We start from the raw sequence: 19,802 nt of genomic DNA on the forward strand, positions 1-19,802 counted from the left end.
CTCACCTCTCGGTGGTGAACCTACCCCTCCGGCGGCTCGTTGACCTGGGGACGAGGAGGTGACGCATGGGCCGGATCCGTCGCCGCACGGTGCTGGGCGGCGCGGCCGCGGTCACGGCGGCCGGTGCGCTGTCCGCGGCCTGTGCGCCGGCGCCGCGGAAGGGCACAATCGAGGACGTCCGGCACGTCGTCGTGCTCATGCAGGAGAACCGGTCGTTCGACCACTACTACGGCACCATGGCCGGCGTCCGCGGCTTCGGCGACCGCGCGGCGCTGCGTGACGTCTTCCGCCAGCGCGGCGACAAGGGCGGCCCGGTGCAGCCGTTCCGGATCGACACGTCCGTAGTGGACGGTCAGGATCTCGGCGAGCTGCCGCACGACTGGAACAGCACGCACCGCGCGTGGAACGACGGCGGCTACAACCGCTGGATCGCGGCGAAGACGCCCATGACGATGGGCTACTTCACCGGCGACGACCTCCCGTTCCAGCACGCGCTGGCGAGCGCGTTCACCCTGTGCGACCACTACTTCTGCTCCATCCAGGGCCCGACGCACCCGAACCGGCTCTACCACTGGACCGGCACGATCGACCCCGACGGCCTCGCCGGCGGTCCCGCGACGCACAACGCGCCGGACTACGAGCCCTCGTTCCGCTGGACGACCTACCCCGAGCGGCTCGAAGCAGCGGGCGTCTCGTGGCGGATCTACGCGAACGACGAAGAACGCGGCGTTCCCGAGCACTTCGTCGGCGACTACGGCGACAACCCGCTCTGGCTGTTCCAGAACTTCCACGACGCGCTGTACTCGATGGACCCGGTGAAGCGCCGGCTGGCCGAGCGCGCGAACCTGCGCAAGAAGCTCCTCCCCGACTCGGGCAAGGGCAAGGACCTCGACCACGTGCTGGCGGACTTCCTCGCGGACTGCGCGGCCGGGACGCTGCCCGAGGTCTCCTGGGTCGTGGCCCCGTACGGCTACTGCGAGCACCCCGCGGCCCGGCCGGTCGACGGCGCCGCGTACATCCAGCGCATGCTGAAAGCGTTGTGGGACAACCCGCAGCTGTGGGAGTCGACCATCGTCTTCATCAACTACGACGAAAACGACGGCTTCTTCGACCACGTCGTCCCGCCGACGCCGCCGCCCGGCACCCCCGGCGAGTACCTGCCCGGGAACCGGCCGGAGAAGGGCAGGCCGTCCGGCGCGCCCGTCCCGATCGGGCTCGGGCCGCGCGTGCCGATGACCGTCGTTTCGCCGTGGAGCCGCGGCGGCTGGGTGAACTCGCAGGTCTTCGACCACACGTCGGTGCTGCGCTTCCTGGAAACCTGGACCGGCGTCCGCGAGCCGAACATCTCGGCCTGGCGCCGCACCATCTGCGGCGACCTGACCAGCTGTTTCGACTTCCGCAACCCGGACACGACCATCCCGCTGCTGCCGGACGCGGCCGCGTTGCGCGCCGAAGCCGACCGGACGCAGCGACGGCTGCCGAAGCCCGGGCTGGGGCCGGCCGCCCTGGTGCAGGAGCCCGGTACGGCGAAGGCGCGCGCGCTGCCGTACCAGCCGGTCGCGTGGGTCACCGCCGAGGCGAACGTCCTCAGGCTGCACCTGGCCAACCACGGGACGCACGCGCTGCAGCTGGCCGCGTACGCCTACCACGCGGGCGGGACGTCACAACGCTTCGACGTCGGCCCGAAGAGCGAGCTGACCGGCGAAGTCGCGCACAGCGGGACGTACGACGTCGCCGTCCACGGCCCGAACGGCTTCATCGTCGAGGCCTCGGGCGGCCTGGGCCTCGACGCGGTCGTCACCTACACCGGCGCGCCCGCACTGCGGGTCACGGTGACCAACGGCGGCGCGGCACCGGTCACGCTGAACGACGTCACCCTGCCCCGGGCGGCACGCACGACTTCCCGGTGCCGACGAGCAACGGCTGGTACGACGTCACGTTCGAGACGCCGGGCTGGCGCCGCCGCTTCGCCGGCCACCTGGAAGACGGCAGGCCGTCGCGGACCGGGCCCTAACGCAGCGCGTCGAGCGCGAACGCGGCGAGCATCGCGACGCCGCTGGGCATCGCGTCCTCGTCGAAGAGCACGCGGTTGGAGTGGTTCGCCGCCGCCTCCGTGGGGTCGACGCCGGGCGGGCACGCGCCGAGGAACGCGTACGCGCCGGGGACGCGTTGCAGGACGTAGGAAAAGTCCTCCGCGCCCATCAGCGGGTCGGCGAGCAGCTCGACGTTGTCCCGGCCCAGCACGGCCGCGCCGAGCTCCAGCACCTCGGCGGCGATCCGGTCGTCGTTCACCGTCACCGGGTAGCCCGGCTCGACGTCGGCGACCACGCGGCAGCCGTAGGCCGCGCCGACCTGCTCGCACACCTTGGGCAGCTCGGCGCGGACCAGCGCGCGCGTCTGCTCGGACAGCGTGCGGATGGTGCCTTCGAGCTCGGCGGTCTCCGGGATGATGTTCGACGTCGTCCCGGCCTGGATCCGGGTCACCGAGAGCACCGCGGGGTCGAACACGCTGACCCGGCGCGTGATCATCGTGTGCAGCGCCCCGACCATCGCCGCGGCGGCCGGCACCGGGTCGATCGTGTACTGCGGCGCGGAGCCGTGGCCGCCCTTGCCGGTCACGCGCACGTGGAACGAGTCCGCCGACGCCATCAGCGGACCGGGCCGCAGCTGCAGCAGCCCGGAGCGCGCGTTGGCGAGGATGTGCACGCCGAACGCGCGCTCGACCCGCGGGCCGGCCGCGTCGAGGACGCCTTCGTGGATCATGAACCGGGCGCCGTGGTGACCCTCCTCACCCGGCTGGAACATGAACACGACCGACCCGGCCAGCTGCTCCTGCCGCTCCGCGAGCAGCCGCGCCGCCGAGGCCAGCATCGCGACGTGCGTGTCGTGCCCGCACGCGTGCATCGACTCCGGGTCCTCCGACGCGAAGTCGAGGCCGGTCTCCTCGGTCAGCGGCAGCGCGTCCATGTCGCCGCGCAGCAGCACCGCCGGACCGGGCCGCGCGCCGCGCAGGACGGCCGTCAGCGACGTCGTGGCCTTGCCCTCGGTGATCTCGAGCGGCAGGCCGTCGAGGGCCTCCCGGATCGCCGCCTGCGTGCGCGGCAGGTGCAGGCCCTGTTCCGGGTGGCGGTGCACGGCCCGCCGGAGGGCGACCGTGCGGTCTTGCAGCGCCCGCGCGTCGTCGAGGAGCCCGGCGAACGGCGTGCCGGGCAAGGTGGGCAGGTCAGTGGGGCCGGTCATGGTCCCGATAGTGCCGCATGCGGCGCTTCGGGCGCACCGTGCGTGCGCGAGATCGACCGGCGGAATACGGTGTGCGCATGGCGGTGGAAGAGCCGGTCACGGGCTTCGCGGTGGCTGTGGTCCGAGAAGACGGTCGGTGGCGGTGCAGTGCGCTGGACCCGGGGGCGTTGACCGAGCTCGACGCGGCGATCACGGAACTGGGCAAACTACGTTCCACCGGCGCGAGCTTCGGGCTGCTGGCGGTCGACGACGAGTTCTTCGTGATCGTCCGGCCGAGCCCCCGGGGGCCGTCGTTGCTGCTCTCGGACGCGGCGGCGGCGCTGGACTACGACATCGCGGCGGACGTCCTCGACGTCCTGCGCGTCGACCCACCGGATGAGGAGGACGACTCCGTCTGGCCCGAGGGCGACCTGGAGATCCTGGCCGACCTGGGGCTGCCCGGGCCGGAGCTGGAGGTCATCGTCGGCGAGGTCGACCTGTACCCGGACGAGCAGCTGCAGATGGTCGCGCAGCGCTGCGGGTTCGGCAGCGAGTTCGCCAAGCTCCTGGACGAGCTCTGAGACGCCCGTCCGACACCGAGGCCGTGGAGGCCGCGCTGGAAGCGGCGCGGGCCCCGGGCTCGGACGTGCCGATCGGGGCGGTGGTGTTCGGCCCCGACGGCGTCCCGCTGGCCGCGGCCCGCAACGCGCGCACCGAGCTGGGCGACCCGACGGCCCACGCGGAGATCCTGGCCCTCCGCTCGGCGGCAACGGCGGTCGGCGACGGCTGGCGGCTGGAGGGCTGCACGCTGGCGGTGACGTTGGAGCCGTGCACGATGTGCGCGGGCGCGCTGGTACTGGCCCGGATCGAGCGGCTGGTGTTCGGGGCGTGGGAGCCCAAGACGGGCGCGGTGGGCTCGCTGTGGGACGTGGTCCGCGACCGCAGGCTCAACCACCGGCCCGAGGTCCACGGCGGCGTTCTGGTGGACGAGTGCGCGGGGCTGCTGGAGACGTACTTCGCGACCCGCCGCTGAGCTAGCGGACCCCTCGTGAAGGGTGCCGAGGGCCTCCGGTATTGTTCTCGGCGGTGGCGTGTCCGAGCGGCCGAAGGAGCACGACTCGAAATCGTGTGACGGCTAATCCCCGTCCGTGGGTTCAAATCCCACCGCCACCGCTCTTTTCACCAGACGCCCGGTGATCCTTTCGGGGACGCCGGGCGTTCTGCTGTCCCGGCTCGGATGGCCTGGGTAATGCATCGTCCCTCCGATGCGATCTCACCGCGACCTCACGCGTTGGTACGCGACCATCTGCCGCAGTGTAGCGATCGAGCTACCGAAAACCATCGAAACGGTTTCCGCGCTTTGCCTCGTCGGCGCGGCGGGGCGAAGCACAGCGCTGGTCACCTGCCGACAAGCGAGGACGCAGGGCGTTCTGCTTTGGTAAGAAGTGCGGCATGCAGGTGTGGCTCGCGCTCTTGTCCCTGGCCGGCGTGCTGCTCGGCGGTGGGCTCTCCTACCTCGTGCAGACCAGCGTGCAACGCCGCAACGAGCGCAGTGAGCAGCGGCGGCTGGCCGCCGAGCGGGCCGAGAAGCGGCGTGGAGAGCAGCTTGACCTCCTGCGTGAGTTCGTCCGCGTGGCCCAGCAGGCCGAACGGGCGGCCGAGGATCGTGCGGAGGAGCCGTCCTGGAAGTCAGCTGCCCTCGATGTCGTCGATGAGCTCTGGGTGTGCGAACGGATGATCCACGTCCTGTTCTCCGGCCGCCTGCACGGCCTGGCCCGTGCCTACGTGAAAGCTCTGGACGACGTCCTCTGGCAGGAGCCGGCCGAAGGGTCGCTTTGGGACCACCTCAAGGGCCCGAAGGTCGCCTTCCTCGATGCTGCGCGGGATGAACTGGGCGCTTGACTTGAAGGGCTCTTGAAGTGTGACCGTGGGCGGCACCAGCTGATCACGAGGAGCGCACCCATGACCGTTCTCGTCACCGGCGCCACCGGCCACACCGGACGCCACGTCGTCGCGGGGCTGAGGGCCGCAGGCGTCGACACCCGGGTTCTCGTCCGGGACCGTGCCAAGGCGCCGTCCGGCGTCGAGGTCGTCCAGGGGGACATCACCGACCCGGCCGAAGCCGCCGATGGTGTCGACGCCGTCTACCTGCTCTGGCCGCTCTTCGCCGCCGATGGCATCGCACGGACCCTGGAACCGTTCCAGGGCAAGAAAATCGTCTACCTCTCCGCGATGTCCGCCGAACACGGCGGCGTCTGGGGAGACGTCGAGGCCGCCGTCGAAAAGGTCACCGACGACTGGACCTTCCTCCGCGTCACCGGCCTGGCTTCCAACGCGCTCGCCTGGGCGCAGCAGGTCGGCACCGGCGTGGTGCGGGCCGCCTACGGGCAGGCGAAACGGTCCGTCGTCCACGAACGCGACGTCGCCGACATGGCCGTCAAGGCGCTCACCGAGGACCACGCGAAGCAGACCTACCTCGTCACCGGCCCGGAAGCCATCGCGCAGGCCGAGCAGGTGCGGCTCATCGGCGAGGCGCTCGGAAAGCCCGTCACGTGGGAAGAACAGCCGCCGGAAGAGGCGATTGCGCAGCTGAGCCGGTACCTGGGTGCGGATTTCGCGGCCAGTGCGGTGCACCACTGGGCGTCACTCGTCGAGGACCCGGAACCCGTTTCGCTAGACGTCCCCCGCGTCACCGGGCATCCCGCGCGGCCCTTCGCGGAGTGGGCCCGCGAGCACTTCAGCTGAGCTCGACGACCGGGGCCGTCAACGGCTCCAGCTCGGCCGCCAGCGCGGTCAGCGCCGCGACCTTGTCCTGCACGGCCCGGACCACCGCCGCGCACGTGGCGCCGACCTCGCTCACCACCTCGGCCGAGCGGTCGCCCGCCAGCACCGCGTCGATCGACGGCGAGGCGGCGGACGCGAGCTCGCACACCTCGTCGGCGGCGGCCACCGCCAGCTCGTCCAGCCGGTCGGCGATGCGGGCGCCCAGCGCCGCCGTGGCCGCGGCCGCGCGGGCCGCTTCGGCGTACTGACCGTCCACTGTGTCCGCCCAGGTGCCGAAAGTCTCGGCGCTGCCGCCGGTTTCGGCGCGCTCGACGCCGGCGCGGAACTCCTCCTGCGCCGACGTCACGCCCAGCGCGCCGGCGTCGACCGCCGACGCGGACGTGCGGATCGACGCCGGTGCGCAGTCGAGGTGCCGCAGGGCCGCCACCGGGTCCGCGACGCCGAGCCGTCCGGCCGCCCCGCGCAACGCGGCCAGCCGGGCCGCGGCCGACGACAGCGCCGGGTGTTCGAAGACCTCAGCGGTCACGGGGCCACCGCTAACCGCCCCCGGAACCCGGTGCTCCGGGTGCTGACCGCCGCCATGCGCAGCCGGCCTGCCAGGTCGGACGTCGCGTCGCCGAGGACGCGTGCGTCCGCCTCGCGCGCCGCCAGCGCCGTGGCCCAGCGCGCGGTCAGCTCACGCGCCTGCGGCGAGATGCCGAACGGCGTCGAATCGACGCGGGCTTCGGCGAACCGTCCCGCCGCCTTGTCGTCGGCGGCCGCGGCCTGGTCCAGCAGGTCGGCCGCGGCGCGGAGCCGGTCCGGGTAGATCCGCGAGCCTCTGCCTTCCGGCATGGGGACCTCCGTCATCAAGGGCGCTCACCCGATCGGGGAAGATCTTGCCTCATGCTCCCGAGCCGCCCGCATCGCGGTGACCTGCGGCGTTGCCCGCGTTCCACCAGGTGGACGTCTTGACCGCACCTCGGGAAGAAAGCGACCATGGACACATGCCCGCCACCTCGGAAAGCACGCCGATCCGGGTCTTCGCGCGGTCGATCGGGGAGGGCGTCGTGGCGCTCCTGCTGCGCCGCGGCCGCCTGGGTTCGCCGCCCGCCTGACGCGAACCCGGCGTCCGATTCCCCCGAAACCCTTGGAGCGCAACCATGTCCGTAGACGTTCCTGCCCGGATTCAGCTGCGCGAGGCGGTCACGCCCGCGGATGGCATCGTCGAAGGCCCCCGGATTCTCCGGGAACCGCAGCAAAAGCCGTACGAGCGGTTCGCCCTGCGCCCGCTGAGCCGGGTGATCGGGGCCGAGGTCGACGGCGTCGACCTCGGCGCACCGGTGGACCCCGGCCTGCGCGAGGAGCTCAACGACGCCCTGCTGGCGTGGAAGGTGCTGTTCTTCCGCGACCAGGACATCACCTCGGCGCAGCAGCGCGCGTTCGCCGCGAACTGGGGCGAACTGGAGACCAACCCGTTCATCCCGCAGGGTGAGGACGAAGCCGTCACGCGCTTCGAACGCACCGCAGCCATGCCCGGCTACGAGAACATCTGGCACACCGACGTCACCTGGCGGCCGGAACCGGCGCTGGGCTCGGTGCTGCGGCTGATCGAGGTGCCGCCCGTCGGCGGCGACACGATGTGGGCCGACATGGCCGCGGCCTACGACAACCTGCCCGAAGACGTCCGCGCCCGCATCGACGGGCTCACCGCGGTGCACGACTACCTCCCCGGCTTCGACCGGTTCTCGGACCCCGCGCTGCTGGCGCGGTGGCAGGACCGCTTCCCGCCGGTGACGCACCCGGTGGTCCGGACGCACCCGGAGACCGGGCGGCGCACCCTGTTCGTCAACCAGGCGTTCACCACGCACATCGTCGGGCTGGACCGCGCCGAGAGCGACCGGCTGCTGCGGTACCTGTTCCTGCAGGCTCACACGCCCGAATTCCAGGTCCGGTTCAGCTGGCGGCCGAACTCGGTCGCGTTCTGGGACAACCGCGCAACGCAGCACTACGCGGTCAACGACTACCACCCGCACGTCCGGATCGCGGAGCGCGTCGCTATCGCGGGCGACCGGCCCTACTGAGCCGTAGCCTGGACGCATGACCGATGAACCCAAGGCAGTGGTGACCGGTTTCCTCCAGGCTCTCGAAGACCTCGACGTCGACCGCGCGCTGACGTTCGCGGCGAGTGACATCGTGTACCAGAACGTGCCGTTGCCGCCCGCCCGCGGCATCGCGGCCTTCGAAAAACAACTGCGGGCGATGGCCAAGTACGGCTCCGGGTTCGAGGCGAGGACCCACCACATCGCCGCGGACGGCAACGTCGTGCTCACCGAACGCACCGACGTGCTGCGCCGCGGCGCGTGGGAAGCGGAGTTCTGGGTGTGCGGCACGTTCGAGGTCGAGGCGGGCCGGATCGTGCTCTGGCGCGACTACTTCGACTGGACGACGGTGCTCGCCGCGAGCGCGAAGGGTGCCGGTCGGGTGGCACTGGCCGGCGCGCGGACGCTGCTCGGCAAGTACCGGACGAGGCAGGCGGTGCGCTAGACCCGGTGCTCGCCGCGGTCGTGGTCCCGAAGGTCCACGACCGCGGCTATCCCCAGCACCAGCACGAACACGCAGCTGAGAACAATCAGCCCCCACATGATCGTTCTCCCTCCCCCCGTGTCGTGCCGACCGCGAGCTGTCGGGGAGTGGTCTGTGCCACTTTTCCGGCGGCTCACGCAGACCGTACCGCCGCTTCACGCCGGTTGTTCCCAGCCTTGACCTTCATTTAAGGCAGATGCGCCGGATGGGTGACGGGGTCGTGTCCGGCTGTCACAGAGCAGGCGCAATCCGTTACGCGCCAACGGATACCGATGCGATTCCGCTCTGGACGGTCACCTTCGTGGAACGCAGCGCCGAGACGTCCGCGACGTACCGCAGCACCATGTCCGCTTCGTCCCCGGCGAGCGGCTCGCACTGGCCGTCGGCACTCCGCCGCACCGGGATCAGTTCGAGCCGCAGTTCCTCGCCGAACATGCAGCCGGCCAGCAGCCCGTCCGGCCGGTCGGCGAGGAGGTTGCCGAGGCCGTAGAGGATCGGGCGGCCGCGGTAGACCTCGACGGCCTGGATGGTGTGCGAGCCGTGCCCGGCGACCAGGCCGGCGCCGGCGTCGATCGCCGCGCGGCCGTAAGTCACCTGGTACTCGGCCAGGTCGGCGCCCGGGAGGCCCCAGTGCATCGAAACGACGACGTGGTCGTGGGCGGCCTTGGCCGTGCGGACGTCGTCGACCAGCCGGTCCAGGTGCTCGGGTACGGGCAGGGTCCGGACGAGCGGCGGGCGGCCCGGGATCTCGGCGACGTGCGGGTCCGGCTGGTACGCCGTCGTCGCAAACGCTTGCGCGACCCCGGCGAATTCGGCGGGCGCGGCGAACGGGCGGCGAAGTGACGTGTACGCGAGGAATGCGACCGTTTCGCCGGATCGCTCGACCACGGCGGGCGTGTGCGCCGCGCCGCAGTGCGCGATTCCGGCCTGCTCGAGGACGGCGAGGCTCGCCGGTGGGTGCGGGGCGTCGTTGGCGACCGAGACGACGTCGACCCCAGTCGACCTGAGCGCCTCGGCCGCCGCCGCGTCGACGGGGCCTTCGAGGTTCACGAACCGGACGTCGGCGCCTTCGAGCAGCGGTTTCAGCCGGTCGAGCGGGGCCGCGGAGGCGGTCCGGGCCGGGATGGTGACGTCTCCGCCGAGGACAAGCGTGATCACGAAACCTGCTCTGCCGAGTGAGTGACGACGAAAGTAGTTGTTACGAATCGTTGCATCTTTGTCTTCCTCCTCCTCACTTGTTCGGGGGACTATGCCACGACTGTTCAAGCACAAAGGGGACTCAGGGTGACCAAGACCCACAGATCCAAGGCCGCCTTCACGGTGGCCGTCGCGTCGGGCCTGGTGCTCGGCGGCGTGGCGGCACCGGCCGCGCTCGCCACACCCAGCGCCGACGCGGTCATCGCCGAGGTCTACGGCGGCGGTGGCAACTCCGGCGCGACGCTCACCAGCGACTTCGTCGAGCTCGCCAACCGCGGCGCGGCCGCCGCGAGCCTCGCCGGCTTCAGCGTCCAGTACCTGCCCGGCTCGGCGAGCCCGTCGAGCACCTGGCAGGTGACGCCGCTGGCCGGCAGCGTCGCGCCGGGCGGCCGCTACCTCGTGGCCGAGGGGAAGGGCGCCGGCGGCACCGTCGAGCTGCCCACGCCGGACGCGACCGGCACGATCGCGATGTCGGCCACCGCGGGCACGATCGCCCTCGTCTCCGGCACCACCGCGCTGACCTGCAAGACCGTCGCCGACTGCGCCGCTGACGCGCGGATCAAGGACCTCGTCGGGTTCGGCGCGGCGACCGTGCGCGAGGGCAGCCCGACCGCGGCGCCGTCGAACACGACGTCCGTCGCGCGCGGTGCGGCACTGGCCGACACCGACGACAACTCCGCCGACTTCACCGCCGGCGCGCCGACGCCGACCAACACCGCGGGCGAGTCGACCGGCGGGGACACCGGCCCGGCGCCGACCCCGGCGAAGATCCACGACATCCAGGGCACCACCCGGATTTCGCCCTTCAAGGACAAGAAGGTCTCCGGCGTCACCGGCGTCGTCACCGCGACCCGGACGTTCGGTTCGTCGCGTGGGTTCTGGCTCACCGACCCGAACCCGGACAGCGACCCGCGCACCAGCGAGGGCCTGTTCGTCTTCACCGGCTCGACGAGCCCGGCCGTCGCGGTCGGTGACGCGGTGACCGCGACCGGTACCGTCCGCGAGTTCTACCCGGACGCGCCCGCGACATCGAACTACCAGTCGCTCACCGAGCTGAGCAGTGCACAGTGGACGGTCGACTCGCACGGCAACGCCCTCCCGGCGCCGACCGTGCTGAACCCGGACACCGTGCCGACGACGTACGCGCCGTCGCCCGGCGGGAACATCGAGCCGCTGACCCTGGAGCCGACGCAGTACGCGCTCGACTTCTGGGAAGCGCACGAGAGCGAGATCGTCTCGATCAGCGACGCCCGCGTGGTCGGCCCGTCGAACTCGTTCAACGAGCTGTACGTGACGTCCAAGCCGGACCAGCACCGGTCGGTCCGCGGCGGCAGCGTCTACCTCGGTTACGACCAGCTCAACAGCGGCGTCATGAAGGTCTCGTCGCTGATCCCGTTCGACCAGCGGCCGTTCCCGAAGCTCAACGTCGGTGACGTGCTGACCGGCACCACGTCCGGCCCGGTCGAGTACAGCAACTTCGGTGGCTACACGCTGTTCGCCAGCGTGCTCGGGACCGAAAAGGACAACGGGCTGCAGGGCGAGACCACGCGCAAGCAGCGGACCGGCGAGCTCGCCGTCGCGACGTACAACGTCGAGAACCTGGCGCCCAGCGACCCGCAGGCGAAGTACGACCGGCTCGGCGAGGCGATCGTGACGCACCTGGCGACGCCGGACATCGTGAACCTGGAGGAGATCCAGGACAACACGGGCGCGACCGACGACGGCACCGTCGCCGCCGACCAGACGCTGCAGAAGTTCACCGACGCGATCGTGGCCAAGGGCGGCCCGCGCTACCAGTGGCGCGAGATCGACCCGGTGAACGACCAGGACGGCGGGCAGCCGGGTGGCAACATCCGCGTGGCGTTCCTGTTCAACCCGGCCCGTGTGTCTTTTGTGGACCGTCCGGGTGGGACGTCGACGGCCGCGGTCGGCGTGGTGCGCGAGCGCGGCAAGGTGCACCTGACCGCGTCGCCGGGCCGCGTCGACCCCACGAACGAAGCGTGGACGGCCAGCCGCAAGCCGCTGGCCGGCGAGTTCGTGTTCAAGGGCCGCACGGTGTTCGTGATCGCCAACCACTTCAACTCCAAGGGCGGCGACCAGCCGACGCACGGCCGCTTCCAGCCGCCGACGCGCAGTTCCGAGGTGCAGCGCGCGAAGCAGGCGACCGTGCTGCGCGGGTTCGTCGACTCGTTGCTGGCGGCCGATCGCAGCGCGAACATCGTGGTCGCCGGTGACCTGAACGACTACCCGTTCTCGCCGGCGGTCCAGACGCTCACCGCAGGTGGTGCGCTGAAGGACCTGATCGCGTCGGTGCCCGAGGCGGAGCGGTACAGCTACGTGTTCGAGGGCCAATCCCAGGTGCTGGACCACATCCTGGCGTCGAAGGCGCCGCGCGGGGTGGACTACGACGTGGTCCACATCAACGCGGAGTTCGCCGACCAGGCCAGCGACCACGACCCGCAGGTGCTCCGCTTCCGGCCGGGCGCGGGCAACCCGATCGAGGACGGCGTCTACGACTTCCTCGACTGGCTGGAGCAGGTGTTCGGCAAGTAGTTTTCCCGCGCGGCAAGGCCACTCCCGGGTCCGGGGGTGGCCTTGTTCGCGTTTGACACCTTCGGGTGACAAGGAAACCGCTACCCGCAGGGGGCCGTCTTACGGTGGACGGGACCACAAGGGGAGGGTGGCGTGGACGGCTACGCGGTGAAGGTCGACGAGCTGGGCAAGCTCATCGCCGACCTCGGTACGGCGGCGGACAGGATGGCGGAGGCCAACCGGAAGCTCGGCGGGGGTGGGGCGTTCGGCTCGCTGGGGACGGCGGAGCTGGGCCGGGCGGGGATGGAGTTCGAGGAGGCGTGGGGCTACGGGATCGGCCGGTTGGGGGAGGCGGCCGAGGGGGTGACCGAGCGGCTGGAGGCGGCGAAGGGGAAGTACGAGCGGATCGAGGCCGAGTTCGGGGGTGAGCTGGGGAAGTTCGGGGCCGCGGTGCTGGACTCGGGTGGGCCGCCTGGGCAGTTGCCGCCGGCTGGACGGAGTTGCCCGGGTGGGGTGCCGGGGATCGGTGGGCCGGGCGGGCGGAGTGGTCCGGGCGCTGACCTGGGCGACGGGCCGGTGGGTGGCGGCTACACCGGCGGAGTGGCGGGCATCGATCGGCTGGCCGGCCCGGCCGCCGATGACCGTCCTATCGGTGGCGGCGCGACCGGCGGCATCACCGACCTCCTGAACGGCCTCGGCCGATGACCGCCCGCGACTTCCCGGCCCTGGGCTTCGACCCGGCGCCCGGCGATCTCGACGGCGTCACCGACCTGGCCGTCAAGTACCGCGCGGTGAGCGAGGACCTGACCGAGGCGGACGACTCGCTGCGGCAGATCGTCCGCAAGCAGGGCATCTGGCAGGGCGAAGCGAGCGAGGCCTTCGCCCGCCGCGTCGGGCCGCTGCCGCCGTACCTCGAAGGCGCTGCCCGCTCGATGGGTGCGGCCGCCGATGCGCTCGAAAGCTGGGCCCAGACCCTCGGCGAACTGCAGACACGTGCCGCCGACCTGGAGGCCCGCGCGGAGGCCGCGGCCCGGGCGGCCGAGCAGGCGCGGGCGAACCCGGACCTCGCCCTGGCGAACCGGACGTTCCCCGACCCGCCGTCCCTCCGGATCGCGCAGCGCCTCCTCGACAACGCCGGCGAGCAGCTCCAAGCCGCCATCGACGGCTGTCAGAACGTCCAAGACGCCGCGAAACAGCTCCGGCAGGAGCACACGGACGCCGCGGCCCGGGTCGCCGCACAGCTGCGGAAGGCGAAGGAGCTGGCGCCCGACGAGCCGGACGTCCTCGACAAGCTCGGCGACGCCGTCGGCGGGGCACTCGCCGACCTGTCGAACACCCTCGCCGACAGCGTCGACGAGGCGTGGAACTTCGTCCAGGACCACGCGGAGGTGCTCGCCAAGGTCTCGGACGTGGTCGGCGACCTCGGCAACTTCCTCGGCGTCGCCGGCGACTTCCTTCCCGAGCCGGCCGGGACGGTCGTCGGCGCGGTGGGCGGCGAGCTCGGGCTCGCCGCACTCGCCGGGCACGGCGTGGCCGCCGCGGCGGGGGCCGACGTGGCGCCCGAGACCCTGGTCTTCGATGCCGCGGGCGTCACGACGACGCTGCTCGGCACCGTTCCGGGTGTGCCGGACTGGGCGGTCAAGGGGGCCACCTACGGCCTCCTCCGGGAGCAGGAGATCGGCGAGCTCTTCGGCGGCGACGAGTTCGAAAGCCCGCTGGACGACTTCATGAACTACTGGCTGCCGAAGAACCCCGACCAGCTGGCCGCGGCCGGCATCTCCTGGGCCGGGGTGGCGTTCTGGAACGCCGCCGACGCCGGGATGCAGGCCGACAACGCGCCGGAGCGGCGCCGTCAGCGTGCGGAAGACGAGGTGTGGAACTGATGCCTCTGGAAATCGACCTGCCGCCCGGGTTCGCCGGCCTGCCGGTGGGCCGCGACGACCGGCTCGACCGCAGGCACGCCTGGATGGCCGCCGAGGGCTCCGCGGCCAGCGTCGAAGAGTTCGGCAGCTACCTGATGGCGCTGGTCCCGGCCATGCAGGCCAACGGCGTCCGGGTGTTCGGCAAGTTCGCCGTCGGCCCGCGGAAGGGCGACGTCGCCACCTTGACGCTCGGCGTGGCCCGGTGGCCGCAGGCGGCACCCGGCAACCGGGACGCCGTGGTGGCGGCGATGGCCGAGGAGTACCGCGCCCGCCACAAGCACGCGGTGGTCCAGCCGGTGCGGCTGCCGATCGGCCCGGCCGTCGTCGCGATCAGCGGCGGTGAGTTCCGACTGCCCGAGCGGGCCGTCCGGACGCAGATCAAGGCCGAGTACCAGATCCCGTTGCCGGACGGCCGGTCCGTGGTGATCCTCTCGGTGGTCGCGGAGTCCGAAGACGCCTGGCCGGCTGTCGCCGAGGCGACGGCGAAGGTGGCGTGGAGCCTCCGCGGCGGGCCGGTGGACCGATGACGGGACACTCCGTCGCCTCCACGATCGGATCCGTCGTCGGCTTCGTGTTCTGTGGCGGATTGGTCACGGCCGGAATGACGGTGACGATCGTCCGCGCCCTGCGTGCGACCAAGTCGCGCGAGAAGCAGATGACGCGGCTGGCCGCGCAGCTCGACGGCCGCAACCAGGTGTGCATCCGGAAGATGGAACTCGGGTTGTCCGTAGAGGACATGCTCCGCGTCGCGTACAGCCGGGGTTACTCGCTGATCGACCACCGGGTCTGGAAGTACTACGAGTTCGTCTACACGCCGTACCAGCCGGGGAGACTGGCATGACCGACACCGCACAGCTCATCGAGGAAATGCGCTGGCAGCTCAGGCAGATCGAAGACCGCAAGGCCGAGAACCGGCGCCTCCTGGCGGCCAGCGGCCAGAAGACCGTCGTCTCGCCGGATCGGACCGTCACCGTCCTGGCCGGGCCGGACGGAGTCGTCAACGAGGTGCGGCTGGCCCCCGAAGCCCTGCGGTCCGACGCCGACACGTTGAGCCGGGCCATCACGGCCGCCATCCGAGAAGCCGCCGGAGGCAAACCGGGTGCGCCGCCGCCCGCGGAGTCGCACCCTCCGGTGGACGACGACGTTCCCTACGACACCGTGTTCGACGTCTAGACCGGCGGCGGCTGCTCGCCCCGCTTGGCGGCCGCCCGCTTCGCGCGCCACCCCAGTCCCAGTACCGCCTGGACCAGCTCCTGGTAGCTCGGCTTGACCTCCTCGAGGTACCGCTCCAGGTAGGCCGCACGTGCGGTCGGGACCGGGCGTGGGTCGTCGCCGGGGGCGAGCCACGGCAGGCCCTGGATGTTGTGCAGCGCCATCTTCCACCAGCGCGTCGCCCGCTCGGCCGCCCGTGCCTCGCGCTCGGTCGCCACTTCGATCGCCGCCTCGGCGGCCTCGATCTCCGCGTCCAGCGCCTCCGCGCGGGCCAGCTCCCACTCCCGGAGGTTCTCCGCCGAACCCCGGGACAGGGCGATGATCTCCTTGTACCGCATGGCCGCGGTGGCGTCGTCGGTCATTGCGCGTTCTCCGGACGCTGGAACGGGATGATCACTTCGGGTGCGCCGTGGGTGGTGCGGTCGAAGAACAACGCCCGGCCCGGGCGCGGCGACCAGTGCACCACCTGGCCCGCCGCGAACGGCGACAGCTCATTGCCCTGGACGTCGAGCGCGGCCCACGTGCCGATGTCGTCGGTGCCGGCGAACCCCAGGGTGTCCTTGAGCCGGGCGATGCTGCGCCACCAGCCGATCGTGTGGATGCCGTGGCCCGGCCCCTGCTTGAGCACCACGCGCAGGTGGTCGAGGCCGCTCTTGAGCTGGCCGACCGCCTTCGCCTCCAGCGACGGCAACGCCGCGTCGACGCCGTACAGCAGCAGCACCTTCGCGCCACCCGACATCGAGCCGGTCATCGACTCCAGGACGCCGGTCAGATCCTCCACCAGCGACGCCGCGTGGTTGTCGTCGCGCAACCGCGCGGCCAGCTCCATCGCCGCGTCGGCGCACGCCTCGATCGGGCAGCTGAGGATGAACTCGACCTCGCCCGGTTCGTACTGCCGGGACAGCGACCGCGCCGCCGAGTCCATGATGGACAGTGCTTCGGCGGTCGCCGAGCCGAGCACCGCGACGTTGCGGCCCGGTGCCCGCGGCAGGTCGACGCCGCACGCCGTCTCGGTCACGTCGATCGACTGGCCCAGCAACGCCCGCGGCTTCGAGTTCGGCTTGAGGTCCAGGTAGGCCGGGAACTGTTCCAGGACCGGCTGGTGCGCGCCGTCGAACAGGCGCGGCCGCGGGAAGTGGCCCGCGTACTCGTCCCACAACCGGCGCTGCAGCCGGACGAACACGTTCTTGCTGCTCGCGTCCGGGATGTGGGCCAGCTGGTTGCCGTGCGCGACCCCGGAGTCGTGGTTGATCACCGCGTGCCACTTCGGCGCCGACACCGCCGCGTTGTTCGTCTCGGCCAGCACGCGCCGCGCCTTCGGCATCGCGATCCGCAGTGTGCACTGCTCGAACACGGCCGGCTTGCCCCAGAACGCCTCGATGCCGGCGACGTCCTGGCTGGCCAGCACGAGGTGGATGCCCTGCGACCGGCCGCGCCGCGCGATGTCCTCCAGCAGCTGGGTCGCCGTCGCGGTCACCTGGTCGCGGCCGGCGAACAGGTACTGGAACTCGTCGATCACCGCGACGATCCGCGGCCAGTGCCCGCCCGGGTCGGCTTCGCGCAGGTCGGCCAGGTTCGTGACCTCGTGCTCCTTGGCCGCCGCGGACCGGCGCCGCAGCTCGTCGGCCAGGAACCGCAGCAGCGCCAGGCCGAACTCGCGGTCGGTGTTGACGTTGACGCCGACGAGCCGCGCGTGCGGCAGCCAGCTCGCGTCCTTGCGGCCGGGCGCCAGGCCGGCGAACGAGACGCCCTCCTTGAAGTCCAGCAGGTACAGCGCCAGCTCGCCGGGGTCGTACCGGGCCGCGAGGCTGCCGAGCAGCGCGTACAGGAAGTTGGTCTTGCCCGAACCGGACGGTCCGCCGATCAGGGCGTGCGGGCTGGCGTCGCCGATCACCACCTCGACCGGCTCGCCTTCGAAGAACCCGACCGGGGCCCGCAGTTCGCGGGCCGAGTTCTCCTGACCCAGCTCGGTCGGCAGCAGGTCGTCGAACGACCGCGGCCCGCCCTGCTTGGCGATCAGCGCCTTGGCGATCTTGTCGACCGCGCGGATCACCTGCGCGGACGGCATCGCGGGATCGAGGTCGACAACCAGGTCGGTGCCGGTCATGCTGCTGATCGCGTGCCGGTCGTCGAGCAGGCTCAGCGTCTCGACCGGCGCGCTCACCGCGGTCGGCACGTCGACCATGATCAGGCAGATCCCGGCGGCCAGCGCCCCGCTCGCGACGCGCTTGAGGTCGCGGGCGCGCTCGGGCTCCAGGGTCTCGCCGTTGCCGTAGAGCACGACGATCCGGTACGGCTCGCCGCGCTGCCCGGTCGCCTTCCGCATCTCCCGCAGGGAGGTGTACCCGGCGGACATGCAGCTGGCGTGGATGCGCCGGATGTGGCCGGCCAGCTCGTCGAGGAGGTCTTCGAGCCGGCCCGGGTCGTACAGCGAGAGTGCGCTCGTGTGACTGAGCGGGTACAGGTCGGGCAGGATCGCGGTCAGCTGCCCGATGTCCCACAGGTGCACGCGGACCGTGCCGGGCTCGAACGTGGACAGCACCCGGACCAGCAGGTTCTGCACGATGCCGTCGATCACCGGCCGGGTCTTCGGCGCCGACGTGATCGCCAGGTGCGACTCGTCGAGCAGCGGGACGGCGACGTCGAACGTGCGGGTCGCGTCACCGCCGGCGGCGGTCGCGGAGCCGACGCGCCACAGCCCGGGCGAGGTCAGGCCGGCGTTGTGGCCGACCGTGCCGAGCCAGTCGCCCGGCGGCAGCCCGGCCGGGCCGGGTGCGTTCTGCGCGACCAGTTCCCGCAGGGTGGCGGGGCCCTGGCTCCAGTCGGTGTAGAAAGCGCTTCGCACGGTCCCGAGCGCGCCGAACACTTCGTGTGCCGCCGGGTGGCGTGACCACTCGTTCTGCTGCTCGGCACTCGCGTGGTTCATGCCGACCTTCACGATGTCCTGCTCCAGCTGGAGCTTCGCGAGGTCGGCTTCCGCGGCTTGGCGCGCTCCGGCCGCCGCGCCCAGCACCAGCCCGATCTGGTGGCGGACCCGGTCGAGCGCGGTCTCGACCCGGTTGCGTTGCTCGGCTGACTTGTTGGCCATCGGCGTCCCCAAGAAAAAGGTGTCCCCTCAAAGGATTACAGGCGCGACCGGTATCCGCTCACCAGATCCTCGGCGGCGTGCAGGCGGACGAGGAGCTGGTCCAGCCCCTCGCCGGCCTGTGCGTACTGCAACGGAAGCCAGGGATCGGCCTTGGCCTGGGCATCCACGAGAGCTTGCCGGGCTTCTCCGAGCAGGCTTGTGGCCCGTTCGGAGTGGGCGCGCGCGTCAGCGAGCCCGGTCACGGCAGCGGTGAGCAGCTGGTGGAGTTCGGCGAGCGTCATCCGGCTTACAGACGCGCCGAGTAGGAGTCGGCGGAGGAAATGCTCGCCTGGACGGTGCTCTGCAAGCCGTTGATGCCTTGCAGGGCCTCCGCCAGGAGTCCGTGCGCCTGGCTCACTTCGTGCTGGCTGCTCCCTTGGGTCGCCTGTGCGAGCGACTGCTGGGCTTCTTCGAGAGACTGCGCTGCCTGCTGCAGGGCGGCGATGCTCGCGGACGCCTTCTCGTTGGCGAGCGCGATGCCAGCGCGGATCTCTTCGACTCCGGCCATCGGGCCTCTACTCCTCGAAATCTGGTGTCGTACGGGGGACGGCTTCCATTGAAACAGATCCAGCGACTCAGCGTGATCATCAGACTTTGCGGAGTGATCGCGGGTCCGGAATCAGCAAGGCCCCGGACGTGGGAACGTCCGGGGCCGGGCCGATCACGGTCTGTGCGGGGGTCGTCCCGACACCAGTACCGCACCTTGAAGTCGCTGGCCAGCGCTACCCCAGGTCAGAGCGGTTTCAGTGCCACTGCTGGCCTTTCTCGACAGGGGTGGGCGAGGTGCTGGTGAGACTAGCGCGACCGGAGTAACCGCTTGCGCTCAGCCCTGTTCGTAACTCCCCGTACAGGCAGGGAATTCCGCAGCACCGAACGCATTTCATGTTCGAGTGGGCCGAAAGTGCCGCGCAACTGTGTCCGAGGCATACCGACGGTGGGTCGCGCAAGGGGTGAGCGGGACCAGAGTGGCGGAGGGGGCGGGCGCGCCGGATCGGTCATTCCGAAGCGGGTTGCCGGCGGACGACCTGGACACCACCATCGCGACCATCCGCGAGTTCCCCGTGCGGATGGGCAGCCGGTAGGACGGAAAACGCCGGGTGTCCCAAAGCGGGACACCCGGCGTGTTCAACCGGCGGAGGATACAGGATTCGAACCTGCGAGGGCGTGAACCCAACACGCTTTCCAAGCGTGCGCCTTAGGCCGCTCGGCCAATCCTCCGCAGGAGACGATACCGGATGGCCCCG

The 19,802-nt window shown here is 71.4% G+C and carries 20 protein-coding genes, 2 tRNA genes and 1 pseudogene; 14 read left to right on the forward strand and 9 right to left on the reverse strand.

The genetic code is table 11. From position 1 onward, the window contains the following. Nucleotides 1-65: 65 nt before the first annotated feature. A pseudogene (locus HUT10_RS29570) lies at nucleotides 66-1,808 on the forward strand (phosphocholine-specific phospholipase C); the annotation flags it as partial. 202 nt (nucleotides 1,809-2,010) lie between these two features. Here HUT10_RS29570 and HUT10_RS29575 read toward each other — a convergent pair. Then, the gene (locus HUT10_RS29575; protein WP_176174193.1) at nucleotides 2,011-3,240 is read right to left on the reverse strand and encodes a M20 family metallopeptidase; all 1,230 of its coding nucleotides are present in this window, start codon (nucleotides 3,238-3,240) and stop codon (nucleotides 2,011-2,013) included. Nucleotides 3,241-3,317: 77 nt separating this feature from the next. Between HUT10_RS29575 and HUT10_RS29580 the strand changes: the two genes are divergently transcribed. From HUT10_RS29580 to HUT10_RS29600, 5 genes are all read left to right on the forward strand, one after another. Then, on the forward strand, nucleotides 3,318-3,800 hold the full coding sequence (locus HUT10_RS29580) for a tRNA adenosine deaminase-associated protein (protein WP_199198884.1): 483 nt from the start codon (nucleotides 3,318-3,320) through the stop codon (nucleotides 3,798-3,800). Nucleotides 3,801-3,823: 23 nt separating this feature from the next. Next, nucleotides 3,824-4,252: a nucleoside deaminase gene (locus HUT10_RS29585; RefSeq protein ID WP_176174195.1), complete on the forward strand. Its 429-nt coding sequence runs from the start codon at nucleotides 3,824-3,826 to the stop codon at nucleotides 4,250-4,252. 52 nt (nucleotides 4,253-4,304) lie between these two features. Then, nucleotides 4,305-4,392, forward strand: a tRNA-Ser gene (locus HUT10_RS29590). A 279-nt stretch (nucleotides 4,393-4,671) separates the two neighbouring features. Then, nucleotides 4,672-5,121, forward strand: a complete 450-nt coding sequence (locus HUT10_RS29595) for a hypothetical protein (RefSeq protein WP_176174196.1) — start codon at nucleotides 4,672-4,674, stop codon at nucleotides 5,119-5,121. A 60-nt stretch (nucleotides 5,122-5,181) separates the two neighbouring features. Then, nucleotides 5,182-5,964 carry an SDR family oxidoreductase gene (locus tag HUT10_RS29600; RefSeq protein WP_176174197.1) on the forward strand — a complete coding sequence of 261 codons (783 nt, stop codon included), beginning with the start codon at nucleotides 5,182-5,184 and terminating at the stop codon, nucleotides 5,962-5,964. Here HUT10_RS29600 and HUT10_RS29605 read toward each other — a convergent pair. Together HUT10_RS29605 and HUT10_RS29610 are read right to left on the reverse strand one after the other, a co-directional pair. After that, entirely contained in the window at nucleotides 5,957-6,529 is a 573-nt protein-coding gene (locus tag HUT10_RS29605) for a hypothetical protein (RefSeq protein ID WP_176174198.1), read from the reverse strand. The two genes, HUT10_RS29600 and HUT10_RS29605, sit on opposite strands and share 8 nt — an antisense overlap. After that, nucleotides 6,526-6,837 carry a hypothetical protein gene (locus HUT10_RS29610; RefSeq protein ID WP_254897075.1) on the reverse strand — a complete coding sequence of 104 codons (312 nt, stop codon included), beginning with the start codon at nucleotides 6,835-6,837 and terminating at the stop codon, nucleotides 6,526-6,528. Before HUT10_RS29610 ends, HUT10_RS29605 begins: the two co-directional genes overlap by 4 nt. A 308-nt stretch (nucleotides 6,838-7,145) precedes the next feature. Here HUT10_RS29610 and HUT10_RS29615 point away from each other — a divergent pair, with 308 nt between their 5' ends. Both HUT10_RS29615 and HUT10_RS29620 read left to right on the forward strand, forming a co-directional pair. Continuing rightward, nucleotides 7,146-8,066 (forward strand): TauD/TfdA family dioxygenase, encoded by a 921-nt coding sequence (locus tag HUT10_RS29615; RefSeq protein WP_176174200.1) that lies wholly within the window; start codon nucleotides 7,146-7,148, stop codon nucleotides 8,064-8,066. A gap of 16 nt (nucleotides 8,067-8,082) precedes the next feature. Beyond that, nucleotides 8,083-8,529 carry a limonene-1,2-epoxide hydrolase family protein gene (locus HUT10_RS29620; RefSeq protein WP_176174201.1) on the forward strand — a complete coding sequence of 149 codons (447 nt, stop codon included), beginning with the start codon at nucleotides 8,083-8,085 and terminating at the stop codon, nucleotides 8,527-8,529. Between the two features lie 291 nt (nucleotides 8,530-8,820). Here HUT10_RS29620 and HUT10_RS29625 read toward each other — a convergent pair whose 3' ends face one another. Further along, entirely contained in the window at nucleotides 8,821-9,726 is a 906-nt protein-coding gene (locus HUT10_RS29625) for a CapA family protein (protein ID WP_176174202.1), read from the reverse strand. A 126-nt stretch (nucleotides 9,727-9,852) separates the two neighbouring features. On the opposite strand from HUT10_RS29625, the gene HUT10_RS29630 reads away from it, so the two are divergent. The 6 genes from HUT10_RS29630 (at nucleotide 9,853) to HUT10_RS29655 (ending at nucleotide 15,392) form a co-directional block, all read left to right on the forward strand. After that, on the forward strand, nucleotides 9,853-12,318 hold the full coding sequence (locus HUT10_RS29630; protein WP_176174203.1) for an endonuclease/exonuclease/phosphatase family protein: 2,466 nt from the start codon (nucleotides 9,853-9,855) through the stop codon (nucleotides 12,316-12,318). 132 nt (nucleotides 12,319-12,450) lie between these two features. After that, nucleotides 12,451-13,002 carry a hypothetical protein gene (locus tag HUT10_RS29635; RefSeq protein ID WP_176174204.1) on the forward strand — a complete coding sequence of 184 codons (552 nt, stop codon included), beginning with the start codon at nucleotides 12,451-12,453 and terminating at the stop codon, nucleotides 13,000-13,002. Beyond that, complete coding sequence (locus tag HUT10_RS29640) at nucleotides 12,999-14,180, forward strand: putative T7SS-secreted protein (protein ID WP_176174205.1); 1,182 nt, start codon at nucleotides 12,999-13,001, stop codon at nucleotides 14,178-14,180. The genes HUT10_RS29635 and HUT10_RS29640 overlap by 4 nt, the downstream gene beginning before the upstream one ends. Further along, nucleotides 14,180-14,746 (forward strand): hypothetical protein, encoded by a 567-nt coding sequence (locus HUT10_RS29645; protein ID WP_254897076.1) that lies wholly within the window; start codon nucleotides 14,180-14,182, stop codon nucleotides 14,744-14,746. The genes HUT10_RS29640 and HUT10_RS29645 overlap by 1 nt, the downstream gene beginning before the upstream one ends. Continuing rightward, nucleotides 14,743-15,060, forward strand: a complete 318-nt coding sequence (locus HUT10_RS29650; RefSeq protein ID WP_176174207.1) for a hypothetical protein — start codon at nucleotides 14,743-14,745, stop codon at nucleotides 15,058-15,060. Before HUT10_RS29645 ends, HUT10_RS29650 begins: the two co-directional genes overlap by 4 nt. After that, nucleotides 15,057-15,392, forward strand: a complete 336-nt coding sequence (locus tag HUT10_RS29655) for a YbaB/EbfC family nucleoid-associated protein (RefSeq protein ID WP_176174208.1) — start codon at nucleotides 15,057-15,059, stop codon at nucleotides 15,390-15,392. The genes HUT10_RS29650 and HUT10_RS29655 overlap by 4 nt, the downstream gene beginning before the upstream one ends. Here HUT10_RS29655 and HUT10_RS29660 read toward each other — a convergent pair. From HUT10_RS29660 to HUT10_RS29680, 5 genes are all read right to left on the reverse strand, one after another. After that, nucleotides 15,389-15,793 carry a hypothetical protein gene (locus HUT10_RS29660; RefSeq protein ID WP_176174209.1) on the reverse strand — a complete coding sequence of 135 codons (405 nt, stop codon included), beginning with the start codon at nucleotides 15,791-15,793 and terminating at the stop codon, nucleotides 15,389-15,391. The two genes, HUT10_RS29655 and HUT10_RS29660, sit on opposite strands and share 4 nt — an antisense overlap. After that, complete coding sequence (locus HUT10_RS29665; protein WP_176174210.1) at nucleotides 15,790-18,519, reverse strand: FtsK/SpoIIIE domain-containing protein; 2,730 nt, start codon at nucleotides 18,517-18,519, stop codon at nucleotides 15,790-15,792. The genes HUT10_RS29660 and HUT10_RS29665 overlap by 4 nt, the downstream gene beginning before the upstream one ends. A gap of 35 nt (nucleotides 18,520-18,554) precedes the next feature. Next, the gene (locus HUT10_RS29670; RefSeq protein ID WP_086849216.1) at nucleotides 18,555-18,800 is read right to left on the reverse strand and encodes a hypothetical protein; all 246 of its coding nucleotides are present in this window, start codon (nucleotides 18,798-18,800) and stop codon (nucleotides 18,555-18,557) included. A 5-nt stretch (nucleotides 18,801-18,805) separates the two neighbouring features. Continuing rightward, the gene (locus HUT10_RS29675; RefSeq protein ID WP_003056176.1) at nucleotides 18,806-19,066 is read right to left on the reverse strand and encodes a hypothetical protein; all 261 of its coding nucleotides are present in this window, start codon (nucleotides 19,064-19,066) and stop codon (nucleotides 18,806-18,808) included. Nucleotides 19,067-19,691: 625 nt separating this feature from the next. Next, a tRNA-Ser gene (locus HUT10_RS29680) sits at nucleotides 19,692-19,776 on the reverse strand. Nucleotides 19,777-19,802 lie beyond the last annotated feature (26 nt).

The sequence above is a fragment of the Amycolatopsis sp. Hca4 genome (assembly GCF_013364075.1).
GTDB lineage: Bacteria > Actinomycetota > Actinomycetes > Mycobacteriales > Pseudonocardiaceae > Amycolatopsis.